This is a genomic window from Pedobacter sp. GQ55 (assembly GCF_059758925.1).
In genome coordinates this window covers 897,356-917,062 of record NZ_JCAXEI010000002.1, presented here as the reverse complement: position 1 = coordinate 917,062, position 19,707 = coordinate 897,356, and the positions used below count along the sequence as shown (strand labels likewise).

At 37.7% G+C, this 19,707-nt stretch carries 16 protein-coding genes; 11 read left to right on the top strand and 5 right to left on the bottom strand.

Annotated elements, in window-relative coordinates; genetic code table 11:
• Window positions 1-20: 20 nt before the first annotated feature.
• The gene (locus AC6CH7_RS08635) at window positions 21-1,367 is read right to left on the bottom strand and encodes a TolC family protein (protein ID WP_498262299.1); all 1,347 of its coding nucleotides are present in this window, start codon (window positions 1,365-1,367) and stop codon (window positions 21-23) included.
• Window positions 1,368-1,409: 42 nt separating this feature from the next.
• Window positions 1,410-1,994 carry a TetR/AcrR family transcriptional regulator gene (locus AC6CH7_RS08630; protein ID WP_498262298.1) on the bottom strand — a complete coding sequence of 195 codons (585 nt, stop codon included), beginning with the start codon at window positions 1,992-1,994 and terminating at the stop codon, window positions 1,410-1,412.
• Between the two features lie 156 nt (window positions 1,995-2,150).
• Here AC6CH7_RS08630 and AC6CH7_RS08625 point away from each other — a divergent pair, with 156 nt between their 5' ends.
• From AC6CH7_RS08625 to AC6CH7_RS08605, 5 genes are all read left to right on the top strand, one after another.
• Window positions 2,151-3,071 carry a DUF6263 family protein gene (locus AC6CH7_RS08625; RefSeq protein WP_498262297.1) on the top strand — a complete coding sequence of 307 codons (921 nt, stop codon included), beginning with the start codon at window positions 2,151-2,153 and terminating at the stop codon, window positions 3,069-3,071.
• A 73-nt stretch (window positions 3,072-3,144) separates the two neighbouring features.
• Window positions 3,145-4,176 carry a fasciclin domain-containing protein gene (locus AC6CH7_RS08620; protein WP_498262296.1) on the top strand — a complete coding sequence of 344 codons (1,032 nt, stop codon included), beginning with the start codon at window positions 3,145-3,147 and terminating at the stop codon, window positions 4,174-4,176.
• 59 nt (window positions 4,177-4,235) lie between these two features.
• On the top strand, window positions 4,236-5,192 hold the full coding sequence (locus tag AC6CH7_RS08615) for a sugar phosphate isomerase/epimerase family protein (protein ID WP_498262295.1): 957 nt from the start codon (window positions 4,236-4,238) through the stop codon (window positions 5,190-5,192).
• Between the two features lie 32 nt (window positions 5,193-5,224).
• On the top strand, window positions 5,225-8,677 hold the full coding sequence (locus tag AC6CH7_RS08610) for a T9SS type B sorting domain-containing protein (protein ID WP_498262294.1): 3,453 nt from the start codon (window positions 5,225-5,227) through the stop codon (window positions 8,675-8,677).
• A 63-nt stretch (window positions 8,678-8,740) separates the two neighbouring features.
• Window positions 8,741-9,004 carry a CBU_0592 family membrane protein gene (locus AC6CH7_RS08605; protein WP_498262293.1) on the top strand — a complete coding sequence of 88 codons (264 nt, stop codon included), beginning with the start codon at window positions 8,741-8,743 and terminating at the stop codon, window positions 9,002-9,004.
• On the opposite strand, the gene AC6CH7_RS08600 is transcribed toward AC6CH7_RS08605, so the two are convergent.
• Window positions 8,972-9,598 (bottom strand): TetR family transcriptional regulator, encoded by a 627-nt coding sequence (locus AC6CH7_RS08600; protein WP_498262292.1) that lies wholly within the window; start codon window positions 9,596-9,598, stop codon window positions 8,972-8,974. The two genes, AC6CH7_RS08605 and AC6CH7_RS08600, sit on opposite strands and share 33 nt — an antisense overlap.
• Before the next feature lie 190 nt (window positions 9,599-9,788).
• Between AC6CH7_RS08600 and AC6CH7_RS08595 the strand changes: the two genes are divergently transcribed.
• From AC6CH7_RS08595 to AC6CH7_RS08570, 6 genes are read left to right on the top strand one after another with little or no spacing between them, the layout of a single operon-like run.
• The gene (locus tag AC6CH7_RS08595; protein ID WP_498262291.1) at window positions 9,789-13,016 is read left to right on the top strand and encodes a SusC/RagA family TonB-linked outer membrane protein; all 3,228 of its coding nucleotides are present in this window, start codon (window positions 9,789-9,791) and stop codon (window positions 13,014-13,016) included.
• A gap of 35 nt (window positions 13,017-13,051) precedes the next feature.
• On the top strand, window positions 13,052-14,845 hold the full coding sequence (locus AC6CH7_RS08590; RefSeq protein WP_498262290.1) for a RagB/SusD family nutrient uptake outer membrane protein: 1,794 nt from the start codon (window positions 13,052-13,054) through the stop codon (window positions 14,843-14,845).
• Between the two features lie 33 nt (window positions 14,846-14,878).
• A complete protein-coding gene (locus AC6CH7_RS08585; protein ID WP_498262289.1) occupies window positions 14,879-15,802 on the top strand; it encodes a metallophosphoesterase family protein in 924 nt (307 codons plus the stop codon).
• Between the two features lie 6 nt (window positions 15,803-15,808).
• A complete protein-coding gene (locus AC6CH7_RS08580) occupies window positions 15,809-17,050 on the top strand; it encodes an alkaline phosphatase family protein (RefSeq protein WP_498262288.1) in 1,242 nt (413 codons plus the stop codon).
• Between the two features lie 50 nt (window positions 17,051-17,100).
• On the top strand, window positions 17,101-17,469 hold the full coding sequence (locus AC6CH7_RS08575) for a YybH family protein (protein ID WP_498262287.1): 369 nt from the start codon (window positions 17,101-17,103) through the stop codon (window positions 17,467-17,469).
• A 59-nt stretch (window positions 17,470-17,528) separates the two neighbouring features.
• Window positions 17,529-18,512, top strand: a complete 984-nt coding sequence (locus AC6CH7_RS08570; protein WP_498262286.1) for a 2-hydroxyacid dehydrogenase — start codon at window positions 17,529-17,531, stop codon at window positions 18,510-18,512.
• Between the two features lie 5 nt (window positions 18,513-18,517).
• Here the strand turns inward: AC6CH7_RS08570 and fmt are convergent, their stop codons facing one another.
• Window positions 18,518-19,426, bottom strand: coding sequence for a methionyl-tRNA formyltransferase (gene fmt / locus AC6CH7_RS08565; protein ID WP_498262285.1), 909 nt, complete (start codon window positions 19,424-19,426; stop codon window positions 18,518-18,520).
• A gap of 60 nt (window positions 19,427-19,486) precedes the next feature.
• Entirely contained in the window at window positions 19,487-19,699 is a 213-nt protein-coding gene (locus tag AC6CH7_RS08560; RefSeq protein ID WP_498262284.1) for a hypothetical protein, read from the bottom strand.
• Window positions 19,700-19,707 lie beyond the last annotated feature (8 nt).

The following is a 19,707-nucleotide window of genomic DNA, read 5'->3' as shown; positions in this document are numbered from 1 at the left end:
AGTTTTCTTATTAAATTACGTTAATTTACGATGATTGTTCCTAATGCTTGCTGTACATCTAGTTTCGAAGAAAGCAGGCTGTATAATGAGTTTAAATAATTAAGCTGTGCAGTGCGCAGATCTGTTTCTGAAGTCATCAGATCCAGATAAGTTTTAATCCCTTCATCGTATTGAAGTTTAATGGTATTGTACACCTGTCTGGAGATATCAACGTTTGACCTTGCTGTTTTCCAATCGTTCAGATTTGCTTTATAAGTAGCCATTGCTTGCTCATATTGCGTATTGATCCGGTTTTTAGTGTTCAATAAATCAAGGTCAATTCTTTTTTCCTGTAATTCCGATTTTCTGATTTCCTGAATTCTTTTGGTTCCCTGAAAAATTGGGACACTTAGTTTTAATCCAAATACAGAACTTGGGAAAGATTTATCGTACAGGTTGCTGAAGTCATTATTTAAATAATTATAACTATAGTTTATAAACCCCGAAATAGAGGGTAGGTAGCTCCATTTATTATAGCTCGTATTTAAATGCTGTAATTGCTTTTGGGTTTGCAATAAACGATATTCAACCCTATTCTCATAAGCCTGTTGCGCATTAGTGTCTATAAGAATGCCCTGTTCCATGCTGTCGGACTTTAAGTTAAGACTAAAGTCTTTATTAGTTCCATATCCAATGATCTCTTTAAGATAAGCATATTTATATTTAAGCAATTCCTCAGTTCTCTTTTTATCTGCTTTGGAGTTGCTTAAGCTAATTTGTGCACGTTGAAAATCTGTTTTGTCTACCAAGCCTTGCTCATACTGAGCAGATGCATCTTTCAGTTGTTTTTCTAAACGGGCTATGTTTTCATTGATAATGTTTAACTGTTCGCCGCTGGTAAGGATATCAAAATAAGCTTTACTTACATCTACAACAGTATTTATTTTAGTGTTTTCTGTACTTTGCTTGTACTGTTGTCTGTAATATTTAGATGCTTTTGAAGCCTGGATAAGACCTGCGTTTAGAAACTGCTGGTCGGCCTGTAAAGTAAGTGCCGAGGTATGCTTGGTACCAAAGGTAATGTAGTTGGTCTCACCATTCGTAGTAAGCGCATTTACCTGTTGCTTTAGGTTGTTGTTATAATTTGCATTACCATTAATTTGAGGGAACCATCCGGACAGTGCAGATTTGATATCGCGCTCGCCAATCTCTTCATCGATCTGAGATTGTTTCACTCCCGGTCTGTTATTTAGTGCATAATCTATCACTTCCTGAAGTGTAGCATTGCTGAGCTGTTTATCATTGTTTACCGTTTGTGCTGCTAATTTTTCGGGCAGCAAGGCAGGTAAACCTATAAGAAGCATTACGAGTAATTTATGAATTTTCATATTTAAAAGGGGAATTGTGTATAGTTAAAGCCATTATATATATTATTGTCTTTTAATTCCGTCCCAAACAATCTGCACCACCTCCGTAATGTCCTCTTCAGAGTATATCATATGCTCTGATAATCTGAAGTTTGCAGCCGCAACTAACGTGCCTCTTATTGTTGGTCCGAGCAATCTCGGATCTATTTTTTTAAAATATTCTCCATCTATTCCACTTTGAAAAAAACCGATTACTTTTTCTTTAAACAAAATGCTCTCTTTTTCGGGGAAATTCTTTGCAAAGGGGGAGTTTATATATTGCTCAAGAAAGACCATTGCAGATTCATTCTTTATATAAAAGTTGTATTGATTGATCATGAATTTAAAGAAACGGTCCTTATAGGATTTTGATTCATCATAGCCTTCAAGTATGGCTTCCGCTAGCTGATCTTTAGTTCTTATATAAAGCTCAACAATTAGTGTTTCTTTTGAATCAAAATAATGATATATGGTTCCTGCGGCTACCTTAGCATGTTTCGCAATCTGACTCATAGGGGCACCATGAAACCCGTACTCCTTAACGAGTACCAATGTGCTATTTAAAATAGCCTCGCGCTTGCTGTTGAAATTATTTAATTGAACGTTCATTCGGTTACAAAGGAAATAAATATTTAGTAGATTTATAACGATATAAGCAGAATGTTACACATAAATGATTTATTAGTGATGTTGGAGGAATATCACATTTTCCTGTAATTTTACATTAGTTATTGTAACTAATTCTTGAAACCAAACTAACGCCTTATGAAAATTATTTTCAGTTTCTTACTTTCTGTTTTTGTATGTTTTTCGTGTCTGTCGCAAACTCAAGAGATTGAGCTAAAGTTAACTAAAGGACAGACTTATACTCAGAAAACTGTTGCCAATACCATTGTAAAGCAAACAATGAATGGTCAGGCGATAAATATTAATATGACCATAACCGGTCAAATGAAGTATGTTGTTACAGATGATATTGCAGGGATATATAGCATGGACGTAAGTTATGTAAACTTGTCAATGAAAATAATTCACCCGGGTGGAGAGTCTATTTTTGATTCTGAAAAGAACGATGAAAAAGATGTTTTGTCTTCTGTGTTTGGTATGATGAAAAATAAATCTTTCCAAATTAAAATGACCAAGGCGGGTAAAATAACGGAAGTAAAGGATGTAGAGGCACTATATACGGGAGTATTTGAAAAGTTCCCTCAGCTCACTGCTGAACAGAAAGAGCAAATGCGAAGTAAGATTATGCAGTCGTATGGTGATAAAGCTTTTAAAGGTAATCTGGAAATGCTATCTGCAGTGTTCCCTGATCGTGCAGTAGCTAAAGGCGATACCTGGAATGTAAAAACAGAATTGGAAGCAGGCATGTCTGCAACTTTAGATGGTGTATATAAGCTTGATGAAATTACAGCAGAAGAATTTGTCGTTAGCGGAGCATCCATGTTTACCACGAAAAATAACGATGTTTATACGGAAATTAATGGAATGCCATTAAAGTATAATCTGGCTGGCACTATGAATTCAGTTATTAAGATTGATAAGAATACAGGTTGGATAATTGAAGGAAAAATTAATCAGAATATTAAAGGTAAAATGGAGATTAAAGCAAATGATAAGATGCCTGAAGGTGTGACGATTCCTATGGAAATGACCAGTGATATGGTGTTTACAAATAAATAGTTGTTTGATTTATTCTTGTAAGAACGTATCTTGATGCAAGTTATAGAATTAACGCTTTTTAATGCTCTCATTTATGCTTAATCATTTGTTTTCCTTGAACGGGACTCTTCGCTCAATCAAAAAAGGAATCTGCAAACTATTTGCTGCTCTGTTATTATTTATTTTTATTTTCTCTTGTAAAAAAGAAAAATCAGTATCTGCAGAATATAAGCCGCTTGAACCTCAACAGCTAATTAAAGATATTACCTCTGAACTCGCGGGTGCAGATAGCATCAGCAATTTTATTAATGCCCTTAAAAAACTTTCACTTACTAAAGAGGAAGTATCGGATGGAATTACTGTGTTCGCATTTTTAAATGATGATGTGCCGGTTACTCCAACAGTGGTTAAAGATCATATTGTAAGGGGGGCATTGAACCATTATGAATTGTACAATAAAAGAATCTTTAGTGCTTTGAGCGGGAAGGAGTTAAAAATTAGTCGTGTTGCAGATACCATATGGATAAATGGAGTGCAGGTGGGAGGTAAGCAAATCATATACAACGACAATGATGCGGTGCATGCAATAAAATCGTCACTGAGCCCTACAACTACTACTGATGAATTGCATACAACAACCATCGAGGTTACCGTATGGGATGGTTCTAAATGGAGTGTTGCCAAACCTAAAGGAGAGGTAATTTCCGGGGCAACAGTGAATCTTTATGCTTCGCAAATGAATTATGCCGATGGGAATATAGCTTATAGCGAAAAAACAAATGCTGCCGGCAAAGCAAGCTTAAAGAGACTAGCACCCGGAAGGTACTATATTGAAGCCTTTTATAGTAACAAAACGAATACATTTAGAAATGCAGCTGTGCCGAACAACGGCTTTTATATGGGGTATGCTATTTCGGGAATCTTTCAGTCTGATACTGAAGTAAATGCTGCAGCAAAACAGAATAATGCAGCTCCAGGGAATTTTAAATGGGTAGACCTTAACAATGATGCCGTAATTGATGGCAGGGATTATTATGGTTTACCATACGAAAGTACTTTAACTATTAGTGCCCTTACAAGAAAAACAGAGATTAGCATTGGACTTTTAAACAATAAGGAGCCTTAAAAAGATTGTAATATTTTTATATTCGTGAAAACCGAATTATAAAACCTTTAGCTAATTATATGAACCGCAGAAAATTTATCAATCTTAGCGCTATTGCAGGCGCAGTTTCTGTAGCACCAACTACATATGTGCTTGGAGAAACAGGATTATTAAAAGACCAAAAGGAAAAACGTTATCAAAAAGGTGCCAGTCCGTGGCCTGTTTGTCTTGATACTGCTACTATAAGGCCTGCATCGTTAAAAGATAAAGTAAAAATAGCTGCTAAAGCAGGCTACGATGCAATTGAGCCGTGGGATGGAGAATTGCAAGAATACGAAGCAAAGGGCGGTAATTTGAAGGACCTTGGAAAAGAAATAAAAGATCTTGGTCTGTTTGTGCCAAGTGTAATAGGTTTATGGAACTCATTGCCTCCTACACAGGAATTGTTCGACAAATCTTTGAAAGATACACGCAATCGAATGCGTATGGCTGCGGATATAGGCGCTCAGCATATTCAAACTATCCCAGATACAGCCGGAGATAACTTTAATCAGAAATGGATTGCAAATAGATATAAAGATATTATTGAAATTGGGTTAAAGGAATTTAACATTCATCCGGCTCTTGTATTTGTAAAATATCAACCCGTAAAAACACTGGGTCAAGCAATGGGAATTGCTTTAGATGCTAATCATCCAAAAGCAATGATCATTCCTGATACTTATCATATGTATATTTCTGAGGGTGGTTTTGAAGGATTGAAATTAATAAACGGAGATGCTATTGCTATTTTCCAATTTTCAGATGCACCCTCTTCTCCGGCAGCAATAGCTGATTTGCAGGATAAGGACCGAGTGTTTCCTGGCGATGGAATCCTGCCGCTGCCGAAGATTTTTAAAGATCTTAAAGCAACAGGTTTTAAAGGCTGCATTTCTCTTGAGCTTTATAATCCCGAATATTATAAACAGGATTTACAAAAAGTAGCAGAAACAGGATTAAGAAAAACTTTAGAGGTACTAAAAAAAGCAGGGGTGTAGAAATCTGATGTAAGTTAATACGCGCTCTTATTATGAGGTTTATATTGCTGTTGATGTTACTGTGTTTAAATTTTAGTGCTTTCTCTGCAACTTTCATAGTTACCAGCAATGCTGATAGTGGCCCTGGGTCGTTAAGGGAAGCCCTTCAGAAGGCTGCAGCAAACGGGGTGGGTGAGAAAGATTATATTTATTTTAATTTGCCCGGTACATCTCAGGATCAGAGAACGATCACTCTGATCACTAGTCTGGAAGATCTGACTTCAAATCTCGTCATAGATGGAACCACACAAGCTGGAAGTAGTTTTGGTATTAGTAATGCCAAAGTAATTATCCAGCCCCAAAGTCTAACTCTACCTTTTGGTGCTTTTGTTCTTGTTGATATAGATAGATTTGAACTTTATGGATGTTATATACGAGATTTTCAAGGGAGTATAATCTATGGACTAGATGGCGAATTAATAGCTCCAGCTCCAGCCATATATGCTGAAAATGCCAAAAATATTCAAATTGGTGCTCCAGGAAAAGGAAACGTAATAGTTAATAACGGTTATGCTATTTCTACTTCTCCAATTTCAATAAAAAATGGAATAGATCTATCGGAGTCAGGTGTTGAAAACCTTAAATTTTTCTCAAATATTCTTGGATTTGAGCCCGATGGCAAAACAAGCAGAGAGGTTCTTTTTGGTTATAATGGAGGAATTGATTTAAGTTACTGCAAAGGCAGAATTGAAATTGGTGGTGATGATGTAGCTAAAAGAAACATAATTGGAGGAACAAATTGTATAACCAGCCAGTTTGCCTCACCCAATAGGTTATTTGAATCCTCCTTTCTAATACAAAATAATTACTTTGGATATGACTTTAATGGAGGCGCTATTTCACTGCCCGAATTTTATGACGGAATGATTTTCGCAATTAATTTTAATAATTTCAGTTTTAACGGGGATGATTACTATCCTTATTCTTTTGATGTTTTGGATAATAAGATACAAGGGTCGTATTCGACTTTTATTCAAAAGGTTTCAGGGCGAATAAATTTTCAGGGAAATAGAATTGTAAAAGAGTCTTACCCCGGAGTTCCCTCATATCCAGCAGGAATTCACTTGACTTCAAATGATAACGTTAAGGTAGGAGGTGAGAATTTCGGAGAACCAAACGTCATAAGTGGACAACAGTTAGCCGTTGTGTCTCCAACGTCTATATTGGTACAACGTAACAGCATTTTTTGCGTGAATATCCGACGGGAAGAAGCAGTTTATGTAACGCCCAGCACACTGCTTCCTGAGATAGAAATTAAACAAATGACAGCTACCTTCGTGTCCGGTACAGCTACACCCCTTTCAAGAGTTGAGCTGTTTTGGGATGACGACTGTGTGAGGTGTCAGCCCGTATCTTATATTACAACAATAGATGTAGATGCTAGTGGTTTATGGAGATACGAAGGTGATATCCAGAAGGGGATTGTAGCAACAGCGACCCGTAATGGTTTTACTTCAATGTATACCATGCCAATTTTGTATGGATATACTGATATTTTAAATGCTACCTGTGGGAATAAGAATGGCTCAATTATCGGACAGCGTTTTAAAAATGCTGGGGGATATGAGTGGACTGATGAACAAAATAAGGTTGTAGGCAATGATCCGGACCTAAAAAATATGCCTGCGGGTAAATATCGGTTAACTTTATTGAATAGCAGTTGCGCAGAAATTTATGATTATGAAATTTTAGATGGGACGCCAAAATTTGATGATCGGGATATAAAAATCGAAAATCCATCATGTGGGATGAATAACGGTTCGGTCACTTATCTTTATTTGTCAAATGGAAGTATTCCTTATACAGTTAAGTGGACAGACCAGAACGGTAAGGAAAGAGGAAATTCTCTTGATTTAATTGATGCAGGAGCGGGGACTTACTTTGTTGAGGCCAGTTATAACGATTGTATGGTTAGGTATGGCCCAATTATTTTAACCAATCAAACTGGCCCTTCCATTGACCTATCCAGCGCCATTTTTAAAAATACAACCTGCGTTGGCTCTAATGGTTCTATAACCAACGTTAAAGTAACAGGAACTGGAAATATTACTTACATCTGGAAAAATGCTGCAGGAGTAACTGTAGGCAATACAAAAGACCTAATAAATGTTCAATCAGGCTGGTATGTTCTTGAAGTGAAAGACGGAACGGCATGCCCCGTTTTAGCATCTGCTCCCGTTCAGGTCAAAGAAACAAATGGAATTACTATTGATGAAGCCAATGCGAAACTCATTCCAGTAGCTTGTAGTTCAACAATTGGTGGGGTAACCGGTTTGGTAGTTACTGGAGCCACTACATATAAATGGCTGAATCAAGCTAATCAGGAGGTAGGACATTCCTTGGATCTTAGAGGAGTTGGTGCAGGGAGATACCATTTGCAAGCAAGCAATACCTCCGGGTGTACTAAGCAAAGCCAGGTTTATGAAGTTAAAGAATTACCGTCTACAAGGTTTGATGTCCAAGTTGTCGGTACAGTCGTTTCTTCCTGTGACCAACCAAATGGGGCTATCACAATTAACGTCACGGGCTTACAACCTTCGGGAGTTAGGTGGGTTAATGCCTCAGGCATGACAGTTGGTAATTCAATGACTTTAATCGGACCGGGTGGAAGCTATAAATTATATCTTACTGATAATAATAACTGCGAATCCTTCTACAGAGAATTACCAATATCAAACATTGCTGCAGCTGTCATAAATCGCAACGAAGAAAAAGTCACAAACGATCAATGCAATCTAGGCAAGGGAAGTATTAAAGCTCCTGGTATTTCCGGAATGGCTCCATATTATTATTATTGGTCGGACAGTAATGGTCAGCCTATCGGTTCTGGACCGGTGCTTGAAGATATTTCCGCAGGTAATTATTCGCTTGTGATTGGTGATGCGGTTACCTGTTCAAAACAAACTATTCTGTACACTGTTTTAAATGAAGATAAAATCTTATCCCCTCCAATATTAAATGATTTAAAGATTTGTGCTCCTGGTGATGCTTTTATTCGGGTAATGCAACCCGGACTCGGCGCCTATTTTTTATTCAATGAAAATGGAACCTATTTAGATCAAAGTACCTCTGGGACTTTTAAGATTAATATTCTAAATAGCCAAAACTATCTTGTTAAACAAGTTGTAGGATTATGTGAGAGTCCCGCTGCAAGAATAAGAGTTACTATAGAAAATGAAGGTTTGTCTAAATTAGCAAATGCTATTTCTCCTAATAACGATGGGCTTAATGACTTTTGGCAAATACCAGATATGATAAATTATCCTGATGGGACTGTGCTGATCTTTAATCGTTACGGACAGAGGGTATTTGCGTCCACAGGATATAAGCAGCCGTTTGATGGCCGACAAAATGGGAAAGATTTGCCAGTAGGTACTTACTATTACATAATTGATTTAAAACGAGCCTGCGGTTTATTAAAAGGCAGTATAACTATTATCCGGTAAAATATCCTCGGTATCATATTAAAATTGCAATTTTACTTTTAACTCTTTAAACAAGTTTTAAGTATGCTGCAAATTATATTAACAAGCATCGGCTGGCTCGGCGTAGTCTTATGCACTGTAGGCTATTTATTATTAAGCGTAAAAGTGATAACTGCTGAATCACTTTGCTTTCAATTGCTGAATATAATTGGCGGACTATGCTTAGTGGCAACAGCGGTGGACAGCAATGATATGCCAAACGCTGTTGCCAATATACTGTGGATGTTCATTGGAGTATATGCTTTAGGGCGCCAGTTAAGAACTCAGAGTACCGTCAGAAAGGATTAATGCGTCCATTCCCAAAATCTGATAGGCCTTACTTTTATAATAATCCAGCCTTTCTGCGTACGCCTTTTTATCATTTTCTAAAGAAAGATAAAAATATGCCCCATCAACCAGCACAAAAATTAAGTCGGCTGCCGCTTTAGAATCCTCTATTTTAATCAAGTTTTTTTCATTGCACCGTAATATCATTGAAGCAAGAGCAAAGCGAAGTGAGTCTAATATGGTTTTATACTTTGCTTTGATCTTTTTTTCTCTGAATGCCAGAGCATAAAAGGTATAGAACAACCCGTCATCAAAAAGCAGATTCCATTTTTTTGAGAAAAGCATTTCAATAGTTTTTCTTAAGTCCGCAAGTGTAACTCCATCCTTATTTTTAATTGTATAGATTAACAGATACCTTTCAAGTATATAATCAATAAGGGCATAAGTTAGGTCTTCTTTTGTTTCGAAGTAGTGAATAATAAGGCTTGGATTGATATCCATCACTTTCGCAATTTTAGCTATTGAGGTATTTTCGTAACCTTCCGTTTTAGCAACCTTATAAAATATCTTAACAATTTCTAATTGTCTTGCCTCTTTAAGGCTCTTTCTACCCATGATAAAATTTATTCATCCAAACTACTCAAAAGTAATCTTATTTCGCAAATTTATTTTTATAGATTGAATGTATGTTCAATTAATTTATTAATTTAGTTCTAACCTACTGTTAACATTATAACAGGATCTTAGCCGCGCTCCGAATAGTATTTAGAATACCAAACCAAACAAACTTAATCTTATTGCAATTATGAAAAAAAAGCTACTACTAATTTGCTTCATGTTTTTTGCAGCAAAGAGTTTTGCCCAAAATATCACCGTAAAGGGTGTGGTTTTGGACGCCGAAACTAAAGGGCCAATTCCATCAGTTAACGTCAGTGTAAAAGGCACGAACCTGGGTACGGCAACAAACTCAAATGGTATTTACACCTTAATAAATGTAGATCCTAAAGCGATTCTTGTCTTTTCCTACATTGGATATAAGCAACAAGAAATTAACCTGAACGGAAAAACACAATTAAATGTAACCCTAACTTCAGATTTTGGTAACCTTGAGGAGGTAGTGGTAGTCGGTTTCGGGACAAAAAAGAAAATTAACATTGCGGGCGCAATAGACCAAATTTCAGGTAAACAATTAGAATCACGACCAGTTTCCAATGTAATGCAAGGATTGCAAGGTATTAGTCCGGGCTTAAATATTACATATGGAGGCGGTGCTCCCGGTACAGTACCCATAATAAATATCAGGGGATATACTTCAATAAACGGCGGTTCACCTTTAATTGTAATTGATGGGATTCCGGCGGCAAGTAATGATGATATGCTAAGATTAACTCCTTCAGATATTTCTTCATTTACAGTATTGAGAGATGCAGCATCAGCAGCTATTTATGGTGCGAGAGCCGCTTTTGGAGTAATTCTTATCACTACTAAAAAGGGTAAAGAAGGGCGAACATTGATCAGTTATAACGCGTTAACAACGTGGGGCAAGCCAACAGTACTTCCAAAACCTGTAACAGATCCATATATCTATTCAAGGGTTTTGGAGACTTCCACTGACAATACTCCATGGGATTATGTAAATTATTCAGATGAGCACTATAAGTGGGCAAAAGAAAGATCAGATGACCCATCACTTCCTGATACACGCATCGATCCAACCGATCCAAATAAAAACAGATGGGCATACATGGGTGATAATAACTGGTATGATTACTTCTTTAACAAGGCCAGTTTATCTCAAAATCATACATTGACTTTTTCTGGAGGAGCTCAGGTAAATAATTCTCCGTTAACTTATTATTTGTCTGCGGATTATACCAAGGAAAATGGGTTGAATAAGCTTGCTGCTGATTTCTGGGATCGCTATGGTTTAAGATCAAGAGTAGGTTTTGCTCCTCTATCGTGGTTAAAAATAGATAACAATCTTAACATTTATCAAACCAAGCGGGCACGTCCAAATGCCAGTATTACCGATCTTTATTACCTGCAGCCAACAGACGTAGCAACGAATCCTGATGGAACATGGGCAAACACCGCAACAGGGAGACTAGCAGCGAGATTAGTTGATGGAGGAGAAAATCTTGAAACAATGTTTGGCTTTCAAAATATCACAGGTGCAACTGCTTCATTTTTAAACGGTGATCTTCAAGTAAATGGTGATGCTTCATTTAAAAGGGAGCTATGGAAATATCATTATGATTCGAAGAAATTTAAGATCGGTTTTGGGCCAAATGATATCAGGGAAGAAGGTGGTAATGGTTATGTTAGAGAGAATAATGGGTATTTATTTAACAACGCTTTTAACTTATATACTACTTATAAAAAGACCATCGGCGATCACTTTTTTAGTGCGATGGTTGGTTATAATTCTGAGGATTATAATTATTCGACTGTAGATGCGCAGAGAGATTTTCTTATGTCCTCCTCTGTACCTTATCTTAAATTAACTACAGGTGAAATAACACTTGGAACAGAATATAATGCATATGCTTCCACAAGTGCTTTCAGTAGGCTGAATTATACTTATAAAGATCGCTATATTTTAGAAGCTACAGGAAGATATGATGGATCTTCCAGATTTCCCGTAAGCCGCCGATGGGGATTTTTCCCTTCAGCTTCTTTGGCTTGGATTGCAAGTTCAGAAGAATTTTTTAAGCCTTTGGCTTCGGTTTTATCAACATTTAAGCTGCGTACATCCTACGGCGATTTGGGCAATCAGAATGCGGATTCTGATCCATATTTACGCGATTTTGGCTACATACAAACATTACCAACAGATCCTTCCCGTTATTTGATCGGAGGCACAAGACAGCAAGTTATTACTGGGGCACCAAGATTGTATGTCGATCCTAATACCTATACATGGGAGCGGGTTTCTACGCTTAATATGGGTACGGATTTAGGTTTTTTTAATGATAAGCTGTCATTCACTTTTGATTATTTCATACGCAATACAACTGGTATGCTTGTTCGTGGTCAGGAATTACCGGGAGTACTTGGTACAGATGTGCCAAAACAAAATGCTGCCGATCTTAGGACAAAGGGGTGGGAGCTGTCTGTTACCTATAGAGACAGATTTGATTTAGGTTCTAAACCGTTTAGTTTCGAAACTAAATTCTTTGTTTCCGATTCCCGTTCTGAGATTACTAAATTTGAGAACAAACAAAACTTATTATCTACTTACCGTGTAGGACAGACAATAGGTGAGATTTGGGGACTACAGAATGATGGGCTTTTCCAGAATAAGGCTGAAATAGATGCGCTCGATGAATCAAGTATAATTCCATGGGGGGCGCTTGAGATTATTCAGGGCTGGCCTAAATACAAGGATCTGGATGGCAACAAAAAAATAGAACAAGGATTAAGTGCAGATGATCCAAAAGATCTTAAAATTATTGGTAATAGCACGGATAGATATAGTGTTGGTGCTAATCTGAATATGGATTGGAATGGATTTGATCTTTCAGTATTCCTTCAGGGTGTATTGAAAAGAGATTTTTATCCTCATCATTACCTGTTCTGGGGTCCTTATCAACAACCTTATGCGAATGTATATCCCTGGAATCTTGATTTTTACAGGGCGGCGGGAGATTCTCCTGAACAAAGAGCAAAGCACTCGGCTTCTTATATAGCTGCAGGCTTAGCTGATGCGAATCCTAATTCTTATTACCCAGTTATGCAATCGTGGCTAGCGGATGCTAATTATGGTTCAGGTTTAGATATTCCGCAAACTAAATACTTGCTTAATGGGGCTTATCTAAGAATAAAAAATGTTTCATTGGGTTATACCTTACCTGCTAAGTTTACCAATCGCTTTAAGGTTAGTCGCCTTCGTGTATTTGTTACTGGCGAGAATCTTTATGAATTCTCTGCCATTAAAAAATATATAGATCCTGAAGCAGTAAACCAGGGATCGAGTGCGTGGGCATATCCATATCAAAGACGCTATGCCGTTGGTTTAAATCTAGACTTTTAATAATTAGCGAGTTAACAATCATTTAAAAATCAGTTATGAAAAAGAATATATACATCCTGCTAGCAACAATTGCAGTTTTGGCCACTGCTTGCAAAAAGGGTAACCTGGATCGTTTTCCACAAACCGAGATATCACCAAGTCTTTTCTTTAATACAGAGGAAGATCTTGCTCTATATGTAAATGGATTATTGTTAATGCCTAATAGGGATAGTTACCTGAATGATCAAAGTAGTGATAATGTAGCAACTACTGCCGCTGTAGAAGTAAAGAATATAATGGCAGGCAACGCCAATGCACAAAATATAACCGGTGGGTGGAATTGGAGCAGGCTAAGAGATATCAATTACTTTCTAGAAAACTACAATAAAGCAAAGGTTACCAGTGAAATAAAAAACCATTACGTTGGTTTGGCCAAGTATTATCGTGCACAGTTCTATCTAGATAAGATAAAGCGTTTTTCTAATGTCCCTTGGTATTCTGGCACATTGAATCCGGATGATAAAGAATTATTATTTAAACCGAGTGATACTCGGGCATTAGTTATGGACAGCGTAATGGCTGACCTTGATTTTGCCTATAAGAATGTTAGAGAAGGCGTGCCTACCGGAACTCCCGGAAAGTGGGCAGTAGCTGTATTTTATTCACGAGCAGCTCTTTACGAAGGGACATACCGCAAGTATCATCCAGAGCTTAATTTAAAAGCAACTGCAAATACCTTTCTTGAAACTACTGTTAAGATAGCAGGGGATATAATTGCGTCTAAAAAATTCTCGGTTTTTAGTAGTGAATTACCAAATCAGGACTACGCAACTTTGTTTTCAAGTCAGGACTTGACTACTAACCCCGAGGTGATTTTAGCTAATGTTTTTGATATGGATAAAAAAATAAGCCAAAATGTAAATTCGGTAGTATTTGGTGATTATGAACAGGCACCTGCAAGGGACCTTATCCAAACCTATTTAATGAGGGATGGAAGTCGTTTTACTGCCATTGCTAATTATGATAAGTCCAGTTTTGTTAAGGAGTTCGAAAACCGCGATCCTCGTCTGGCTCAAACAATGGCTTATCCGGGTTGGGTTAGAGTTCCAGACGTGCAGCCTTATGTTCAAAAACTAAATAAGAACTTTACCGGTTATCACCAACTAAAAGGATATGTAAACAGTACTGATCAGACAATTTTAAATGGTGTTGATTTTCCTGTCTATCGCTATGCAGAAGTACTATTAAACTATGCAGAAGCGCTGGCTGAATTAGGTGCCCTTAACCAAACACAGTTAGATGAATCTGTTAACCTGATTAGAAAAAGAGTAGATATGCCGAATCTAAATTTAGCACAGGCAAACGCATCTCCCGATCCATTATTGCAACAACAGTTTGATAATATTGAATCGAACCAGGGAGTAATTCTGGAAATCAGAAGAGAGCGCAGGGTTGAGTTTGCTTTTGAAAACAGCAGGTACGACGATCTGATGAGGTGGAAAGCAGGAAAACTATTGACCAAAAGCCCGGAAGGAATGTATTTTCCGGGTTTGGGTAAGTATGATTTAACTGGAGATGGAGTAGAAGATATTATTTTGATAGATAAGTCTGTTACCATTCCGGCAGAAGATAAGAAGGAAAAGAATTCATTAGGAGTAGTGCTTACCTATTACCGTACTGGTGAGATAGGAGCCGATGCTACCGTATACCTGAAAAATGGTGCTAGTGGAGGTGCTATTGTTACGGAAAATGTTACCCGTAAGTTTGAGGATCCGAAATATTATTATCGCCCTATTCCTCAGCAACAAATTGTATTAAATTCGAACCTAAAACAAGTCTTTGGGTGGTAATGACCAATAAGCCCATTTAGAAATAAAAACAAGATGACGACACTGAAAAGAAGGTCTTTACTAAAGGCAGCAGGACTAGCTGTTGGCGCCGTAGCAACCAGCGGCCTGTCTGCCTTTGCTCCTAATCCGGAAAACCAGGATAAGAAAACCAAAAAGCTGGCTCTTTCTGTAGCACATATAACCGACGTGCATATTGGAGAAGGTGAAAATGCCCCTGAACGTTTTAAAAAATGCTTAAAACATATCATTACTAAGCACAAACCAGATTTCTTTTTGAATGGTGGTGATTCTATTGGTGATGCATCGTACGACAATGTAGTATATGATCAGGTAATTAAGCAGTGGGGTATTTGGGATGATTGCATAAAAACACTGGACAAATATGAAGTCCACAGTTGCATTGGTAACCACGATTCATGGTGGAGGGCTCCATCTAAAGAGCATGAAATGTATGGGAAAAACTATGTGGTTAAACGCTTGAAAATTCCTGACAGATATTACAGCTTTTCAAAAAAGAACTGGTATTTTATTGTACTTGATGGGAACAATGGCAATATCTCATTAGATCAGGAACAATACGAATGGTTGGAGAAAGAATTGGATAAATTACCGGTATCTACACCAACATTGCTAATGTCACACTATCCAATTTTGGGTACTACTCAGGTTCTTGTAGGTGGGGGTCACTCCGATTGTAAGAAGCTAAAGGACCTATTTCAGAAGCATCGCGATAAAGTAAGAGTTTGCTTAAGCGGACATAATCACTTATCGGACAATACGCATTATAATGATGTTTTGTATTGCTGTAATGGTGCAATGAGTGGTTTCTGGTGGGGCAAAGGTGATGCTGAATCTGCCGGCCCAGGTTATTATCTGGAAACCCCACCTGGCTATGCAATGCTGAATCTATATGAAGACGGAACAGTTGAAAATGAATATTTTCCACACACTTATTAACAAACCATGAGAATCCCATTTATTTTAACAATTTGCTTTTTCTTATCGGCAGCAACTAATGCACAGCAGAGAGAACAAAAAGTAGTTTACATTATTGCTGATGGCATTCCTGCCGATGTAATTGAAACCCAAAACCTTCCTAATTTTAAGAAGATCGTACAAACAGGATCTTATTCCCGAATGTATGTAGGAGGTGGCAAAGGTACTTACAGTGAAACTCCTACCATATCTGCCGTTGGTTATAATAGCTTGCTAACCGGCACCTGGGTGAATAAGCACAATGTACCCGACAATGACATTAAGGAGCCTAACTATAACTATCAGAACATATTCAGGTTGTTTAAAGCCCAATATCCCAATAAGAAAACTGCTATTTTCTCTAGCTGGACGGATAATCGCACCAAACTACTCGGCCATAATTTACCGGAAGCCGGAAACCTAAAGGTTGATTACTTTTTTGACGGTTATGAACTGGATACTGTTCGCTTTAAGCACGATAAAAATGCAAATTATATGCACCGTATTGATGAACAGGTAATAGCTGATGCTGCTATCACGATTCATAATAAGGCGCCTGATCTTTCCTGGATTTATCTGGAATATACAGATGATATGGGCCATGCGCACGGCGATAGTCCTGAGTTCTATAATGCTGTAACGATGTTGGATAAACAGGTAGGCAAGGTTTGGGAGGCAATAAGTTACCGTCAGAAGAACTTTAAGGAAGACTGGCTAATTGTTATCACAACAGATCATGGTCGTGATGAAAAAAGCGGAAAAGGACACGGTGGACAGTCCGACAGGCAAAGGTCAACCTGGATGGTAAGCAATTATAAAAACCTAAACACCTATGGCCAATATTTTGATCTTGGTGTGGTTGATATAATGCCTTCAATAGCCAACTATTTAAACGTCAAACTACCTGATAGTGTAGCACAAGAAGTAGATGGTACTTCTTTCATTGGTCCGGTATCAATCGCAGCGCTTAAAACAATCTATACTCAAAATCATATAGATATCAGCTGGAAAGCATTACAGAAAACCGGAAAGGTTAAAATCTGGCTGGCAACAACAAATAATTTTAAAACAGGAGGAAAAGATACTTATCATCTTTTAGGTGAAACAGATCTTAGTCAGCAGCACTTTTTTGCCGATGTTAAAGCTTATCCTTCAGGATTTTATAAGCTCGTTGTTCAGGCTAAGGATAATACCCTAAACAAATGGCTAGTCCTTTCTCCGGCAAAATAGATGTGATAAGCAATGGTAAAATTACAAGTTAGACTTGTAATTTTACCATTATGAATTCATCAGAGGCATTATTAATAAAGCAAGCGAGATTAGATTCAAATAGCTGCATCGCAAAAAAGGATGTAGAAGGGGTATCTAAATATTGGCTTGACGATTTTGTACAGATCGCTGGCGATGGTAGCCATACCACTGGCAAAGCCGAAATTACCGCCGACTGGAAATATATGTTCTCTAAAAGCAGTCCGCTTTTTGAACGCATCCCCGAAACAATTGTGATCAGTAAAAGTGGCGATCTGGCATGGGAAAACGGGAAATGGGATTATAAAAATGCCAAGCATCATGGTAAGTACGCCGCAATGTGGCGTAAGGTAAAAGGAAAATGGCTTACGCAAAGCGAGCTTTATGTTTCACTAAACTAATCTGGTTATAGCAGAAATTAATATCGAGTCATTAACTTAGAGGACATAATCCAATAGACATGAAGATAGCTGTATTTAGCACTTACCGATATGATGAAGAATTTCTAAGTCGATTTAATACTGGTCATGGGTTATCTTTTTTTACCGCTGCCTTAACAGAAGAAACCGTTAAATTGGCAGAAGGTTTCGACGCAATATGCATTTTTGTAAATGATCGTGTTGATTCTGATATCATAAAGGCCCTGCATAAAGGCGGAATAAAACTAATTGTTTTGCGCTGTGCGGGCTTCAATAATGTGGCAATTGAAACAGCAAATGAATTGGGTATTCCTGTGTTAAGAGTGCCTGCCTATTCGCCTGAGGCTGTAGCAGAGCATGCGATAGCCCTAATTCTTACCCTGAACCGTAAAACACATAAAGCTTATAACCGCATTCGTGAAGGTAATTTCTCCCTTGAGAAACTAATGGGTTTTAATCTATATGGACACAAAGTAGCTGTAATAGGTACTGGAAACATAGGTAAGGCTTTTTGTAGAATCTTAAAAGGTTTTGGTTGTTTAATAAGCGCTTATGATCCTTATCCATCTACAGAACTTCAGGAGCTTGGCGTTAAATATGGCACTTTACGGGAAACGTTAGATAATGCGGATATTGTAGCGCTTCATTGCCCGCTTACAGAAACAACCAAACATTTGATCAATAAAGAAACCCTTAAACTTTTTAAAGAGGGTGCAATGCTGATCAATACAAGCAGGGGAGGTTTGGTTGATACAAAAGCAGTTATTAAAGCTTTAAAGACCGGACAGCTTGGGTATTTGGGCCTCGATGTTTATGAGCAGGAAAGCACCCTGTTTTTTCATGACCATTCAGAAAACGTTATTCAGGATGACCTGATTACCCGCCTCATCTCTTTCCCCAATGTACTAATCACCTCTCATCAAGGCTTTTTTACTAAAGAAGCAGTGGAAGAAATTGCCCAAATCACATTTAAGAATGTAGATGCATTTTCGAATGGAGAAGAATTGGTAAACCGTGTAAAATAACGATTTTACAAACGCATGCCTCTTAAAAATTCATCAACCTGCATACGTTTTTTGCCTTCATACTGTAGATCAGTTAATTTGATAAAACCATCTCTGGCGGCAAACTTTAAATAAGTTTTACCATCAGATAAAAAGCTTCCTGGCGAGATACCTGGTTCTTTTTCTTCAAACTCGGCCTTAAACACCTTAAGGGTTTTATCATTTAACTTAGTAAAAGCAGTAGGGTAAGGGCTTAGTCCACGAATCAGGTTGTATATTTTATCGCCAGACTGGTTCCAATCTATTAAACAATGCTCTTTAAATATCTTTGGCGCATGTTTCAGCTCATCACTTTGTGGTTGAGGTTGCTCTGTATAGTTGCCGGCTTCTATTGCCTTTACGGTCTTAACCAGCAACCCGGCACCTACATTCATTAACTTGTCGTGTAAATCTCCAGCAGTATCATCATTACTGATCGCTACACTTTCCGAAAATATTACATCCCCTGTATCAATTTCATGTTTCAAAAAGAATGTAGTAACCCCACTTTCTTTTTCTCCATTAATGATCGCATGATTTATCGGGGCTGCCCCGCGATATTGCGGCAGTAAAGATGCGTGTAGGTTAATCGTTCCCTTTGCCGGCATATCCCACACCATTTCAGGCAACATTCTAAAAGCGACCACTATCTGTAAATCGGCATTTAGGCTTTTTAATTCGTCAATAAACAAAGGGTCTTTCAGTTTTAAGGGCTGCAATACTTTTATACCTTTTGATACTGCATACTGTTTAACAGCACTTTCATGAAGTTTTTGTCCACGACCAGCGGGTTTGTCTGCTGCGGTAACCACACCAACAACATCAAATCCGGCTTCAACCAAAGCATTTAAAGAAGCGACTGCAAAATCGGGCGTACCCATAAAAACTATTTTCATCAACCAGTGTTTTAGGTAGCAAAATAACTAAAAAATTAGCGCATATACAGCTAATGCCTGCTATTCTTTAGGGGCTTTTTTTATTGAATGAACGGGTTGTTCGCTTTCTTCCCTTTTCTTGGCAGGGTTTTTAAAGTTTGCCTCTTCTTTGTTATAATCCTTATCCTCAGGTTTTTTTACAGCCTTATTCCCCGCAGGTACTTTTTCCTTCGAAACTTCTTCTCTGAAGTTACTGCTTGGCTTTTCATTTTTCTTTTTAGGCTCGCTATTCATATCCAAAG

What these genes read in the sequence shown, in the direction of transcription:
- AC6CH7_RS08615 (WP_498262295.1), top strand. Translation starts at nt 4,236, where the DNA reads ATGAACCGCAGAAAATTTATCAATCTTAGCGCTATTGCAGGCGCAGTT.
- AC6CH7_RS08600 (WP_498262292.1), bottom strand. Translation starts at nt 9,598, where the DNA reads ATGGGTAGAAAGAGCCTTAAAGAGGCAAGACAATTAGAAATTGTTAAG.
- AC6CH7_RS08580 (WP_498262288.1), top strand. Translation starts at nt 15,809, where the DNA reads ATGAGAATCCCATTTATTTTAACAATTTGCTTTTTCTTATCGGCAGCA.
- AC6CH7_RS08635 (WP_498262299.1), bottom strand. Translation starts at nt 1,367, where the DNA reads ATGAAAATTCATAAATTACTCGTAATGCTTCTTATAGGTTTACCTGCC.
- AC6CH7_RS08575 (WP_498262287.1), top strand. Translation starts at nt 17,101, where the DNA reads ATGAATTCATCAGAGGCATTATTAATAAAGCAAGCGAGATTAGATTCA.
- AC6CH7_RS08590 (WP_498262290.1), top strand. Translation starts at nt 13,052, where the DNA reads ATGAAAAAGAATATATACATCCTGCTAGCAACAATTGCAGTTTTGGCC.
- AC6CH7_RS08595 (WP_498262291.1), top strand. Translation starts at nt 9,789, where the DNA reads ATGAAAAAAAAGCTACTACTAATTTGCTTCATGTTTTTTGCAGCAAAG.
- AC6CH7_RS08605 (WP_498262293.1), top strand. Translation starts at nt 8,741, where the DNA reads ATGCTGCAAATTATATTAACAAGCATCGGCTGGCTCGGCGTAGTCTTA.
- AC6CH7_RS08570 (WP_498262286.1), top strand. Translation starts at nt 17,529, where the DNA reads ATGAAGATAGCTGTATTTAGCACTTACCGATATGATGAAGAATTTCTA.
- AC6CH7_RS08625 (WP_498262297.1), top strand. Translation starts at nt 2,151, where the DNA reads ATGAAAATTATTTTCAGTTTCTTACTTTCTGTTTTTGTATGTTTTTCG.
- AC6CH7_RS08630 (WP_498262298.1), bottom strand. Translation starts at nt 1,994, where the DNA reads ATGAACGTTCAATTAAATAATTTCAACAGCAAGCGCGAGGCTATTTTA.
- AC6CH7_RS08585 (WP_498262289.1), top strand. Translation starts at nt 14,879, where the DNA reads ATGACGACACTGAAAAGAAGGTCTTTACTAAAGGCAGCAGGACTAGCT.
- AC6CH7_RS08620 (WP_498262296.1), top strand. Translation starts at nt 3,145, where the DNA reads ATGCTTAATCATTTGTTTTCCTTGAACGGGACTCTTCGCTCAATCAAA.
- AC6CH7_RS08560 (WP_498262284.1), bottom strand. Translation starts at nt 19,699, where the DNA reads ATGAATAGCGAGCCTAAAAAGAAAAATGAAAAGCCAAGCAGTAACTTC.
- fmt (WP_498262285.1), bottom strand. Translation starts at nt 19,426, where the DNA reads ATGAAAATAGTTTTTATGGGTACGCCCGATTTTGCAGTCGCTTCTTTA.
- AC6CH7_RS08610 (WP_498262294.1), top strand. Translation starts at nt 5,225, where the DNA reads ATGAGGTTTATATTGCTGTTGATGTTACTGTGTTTAAATTTTAGTGCT.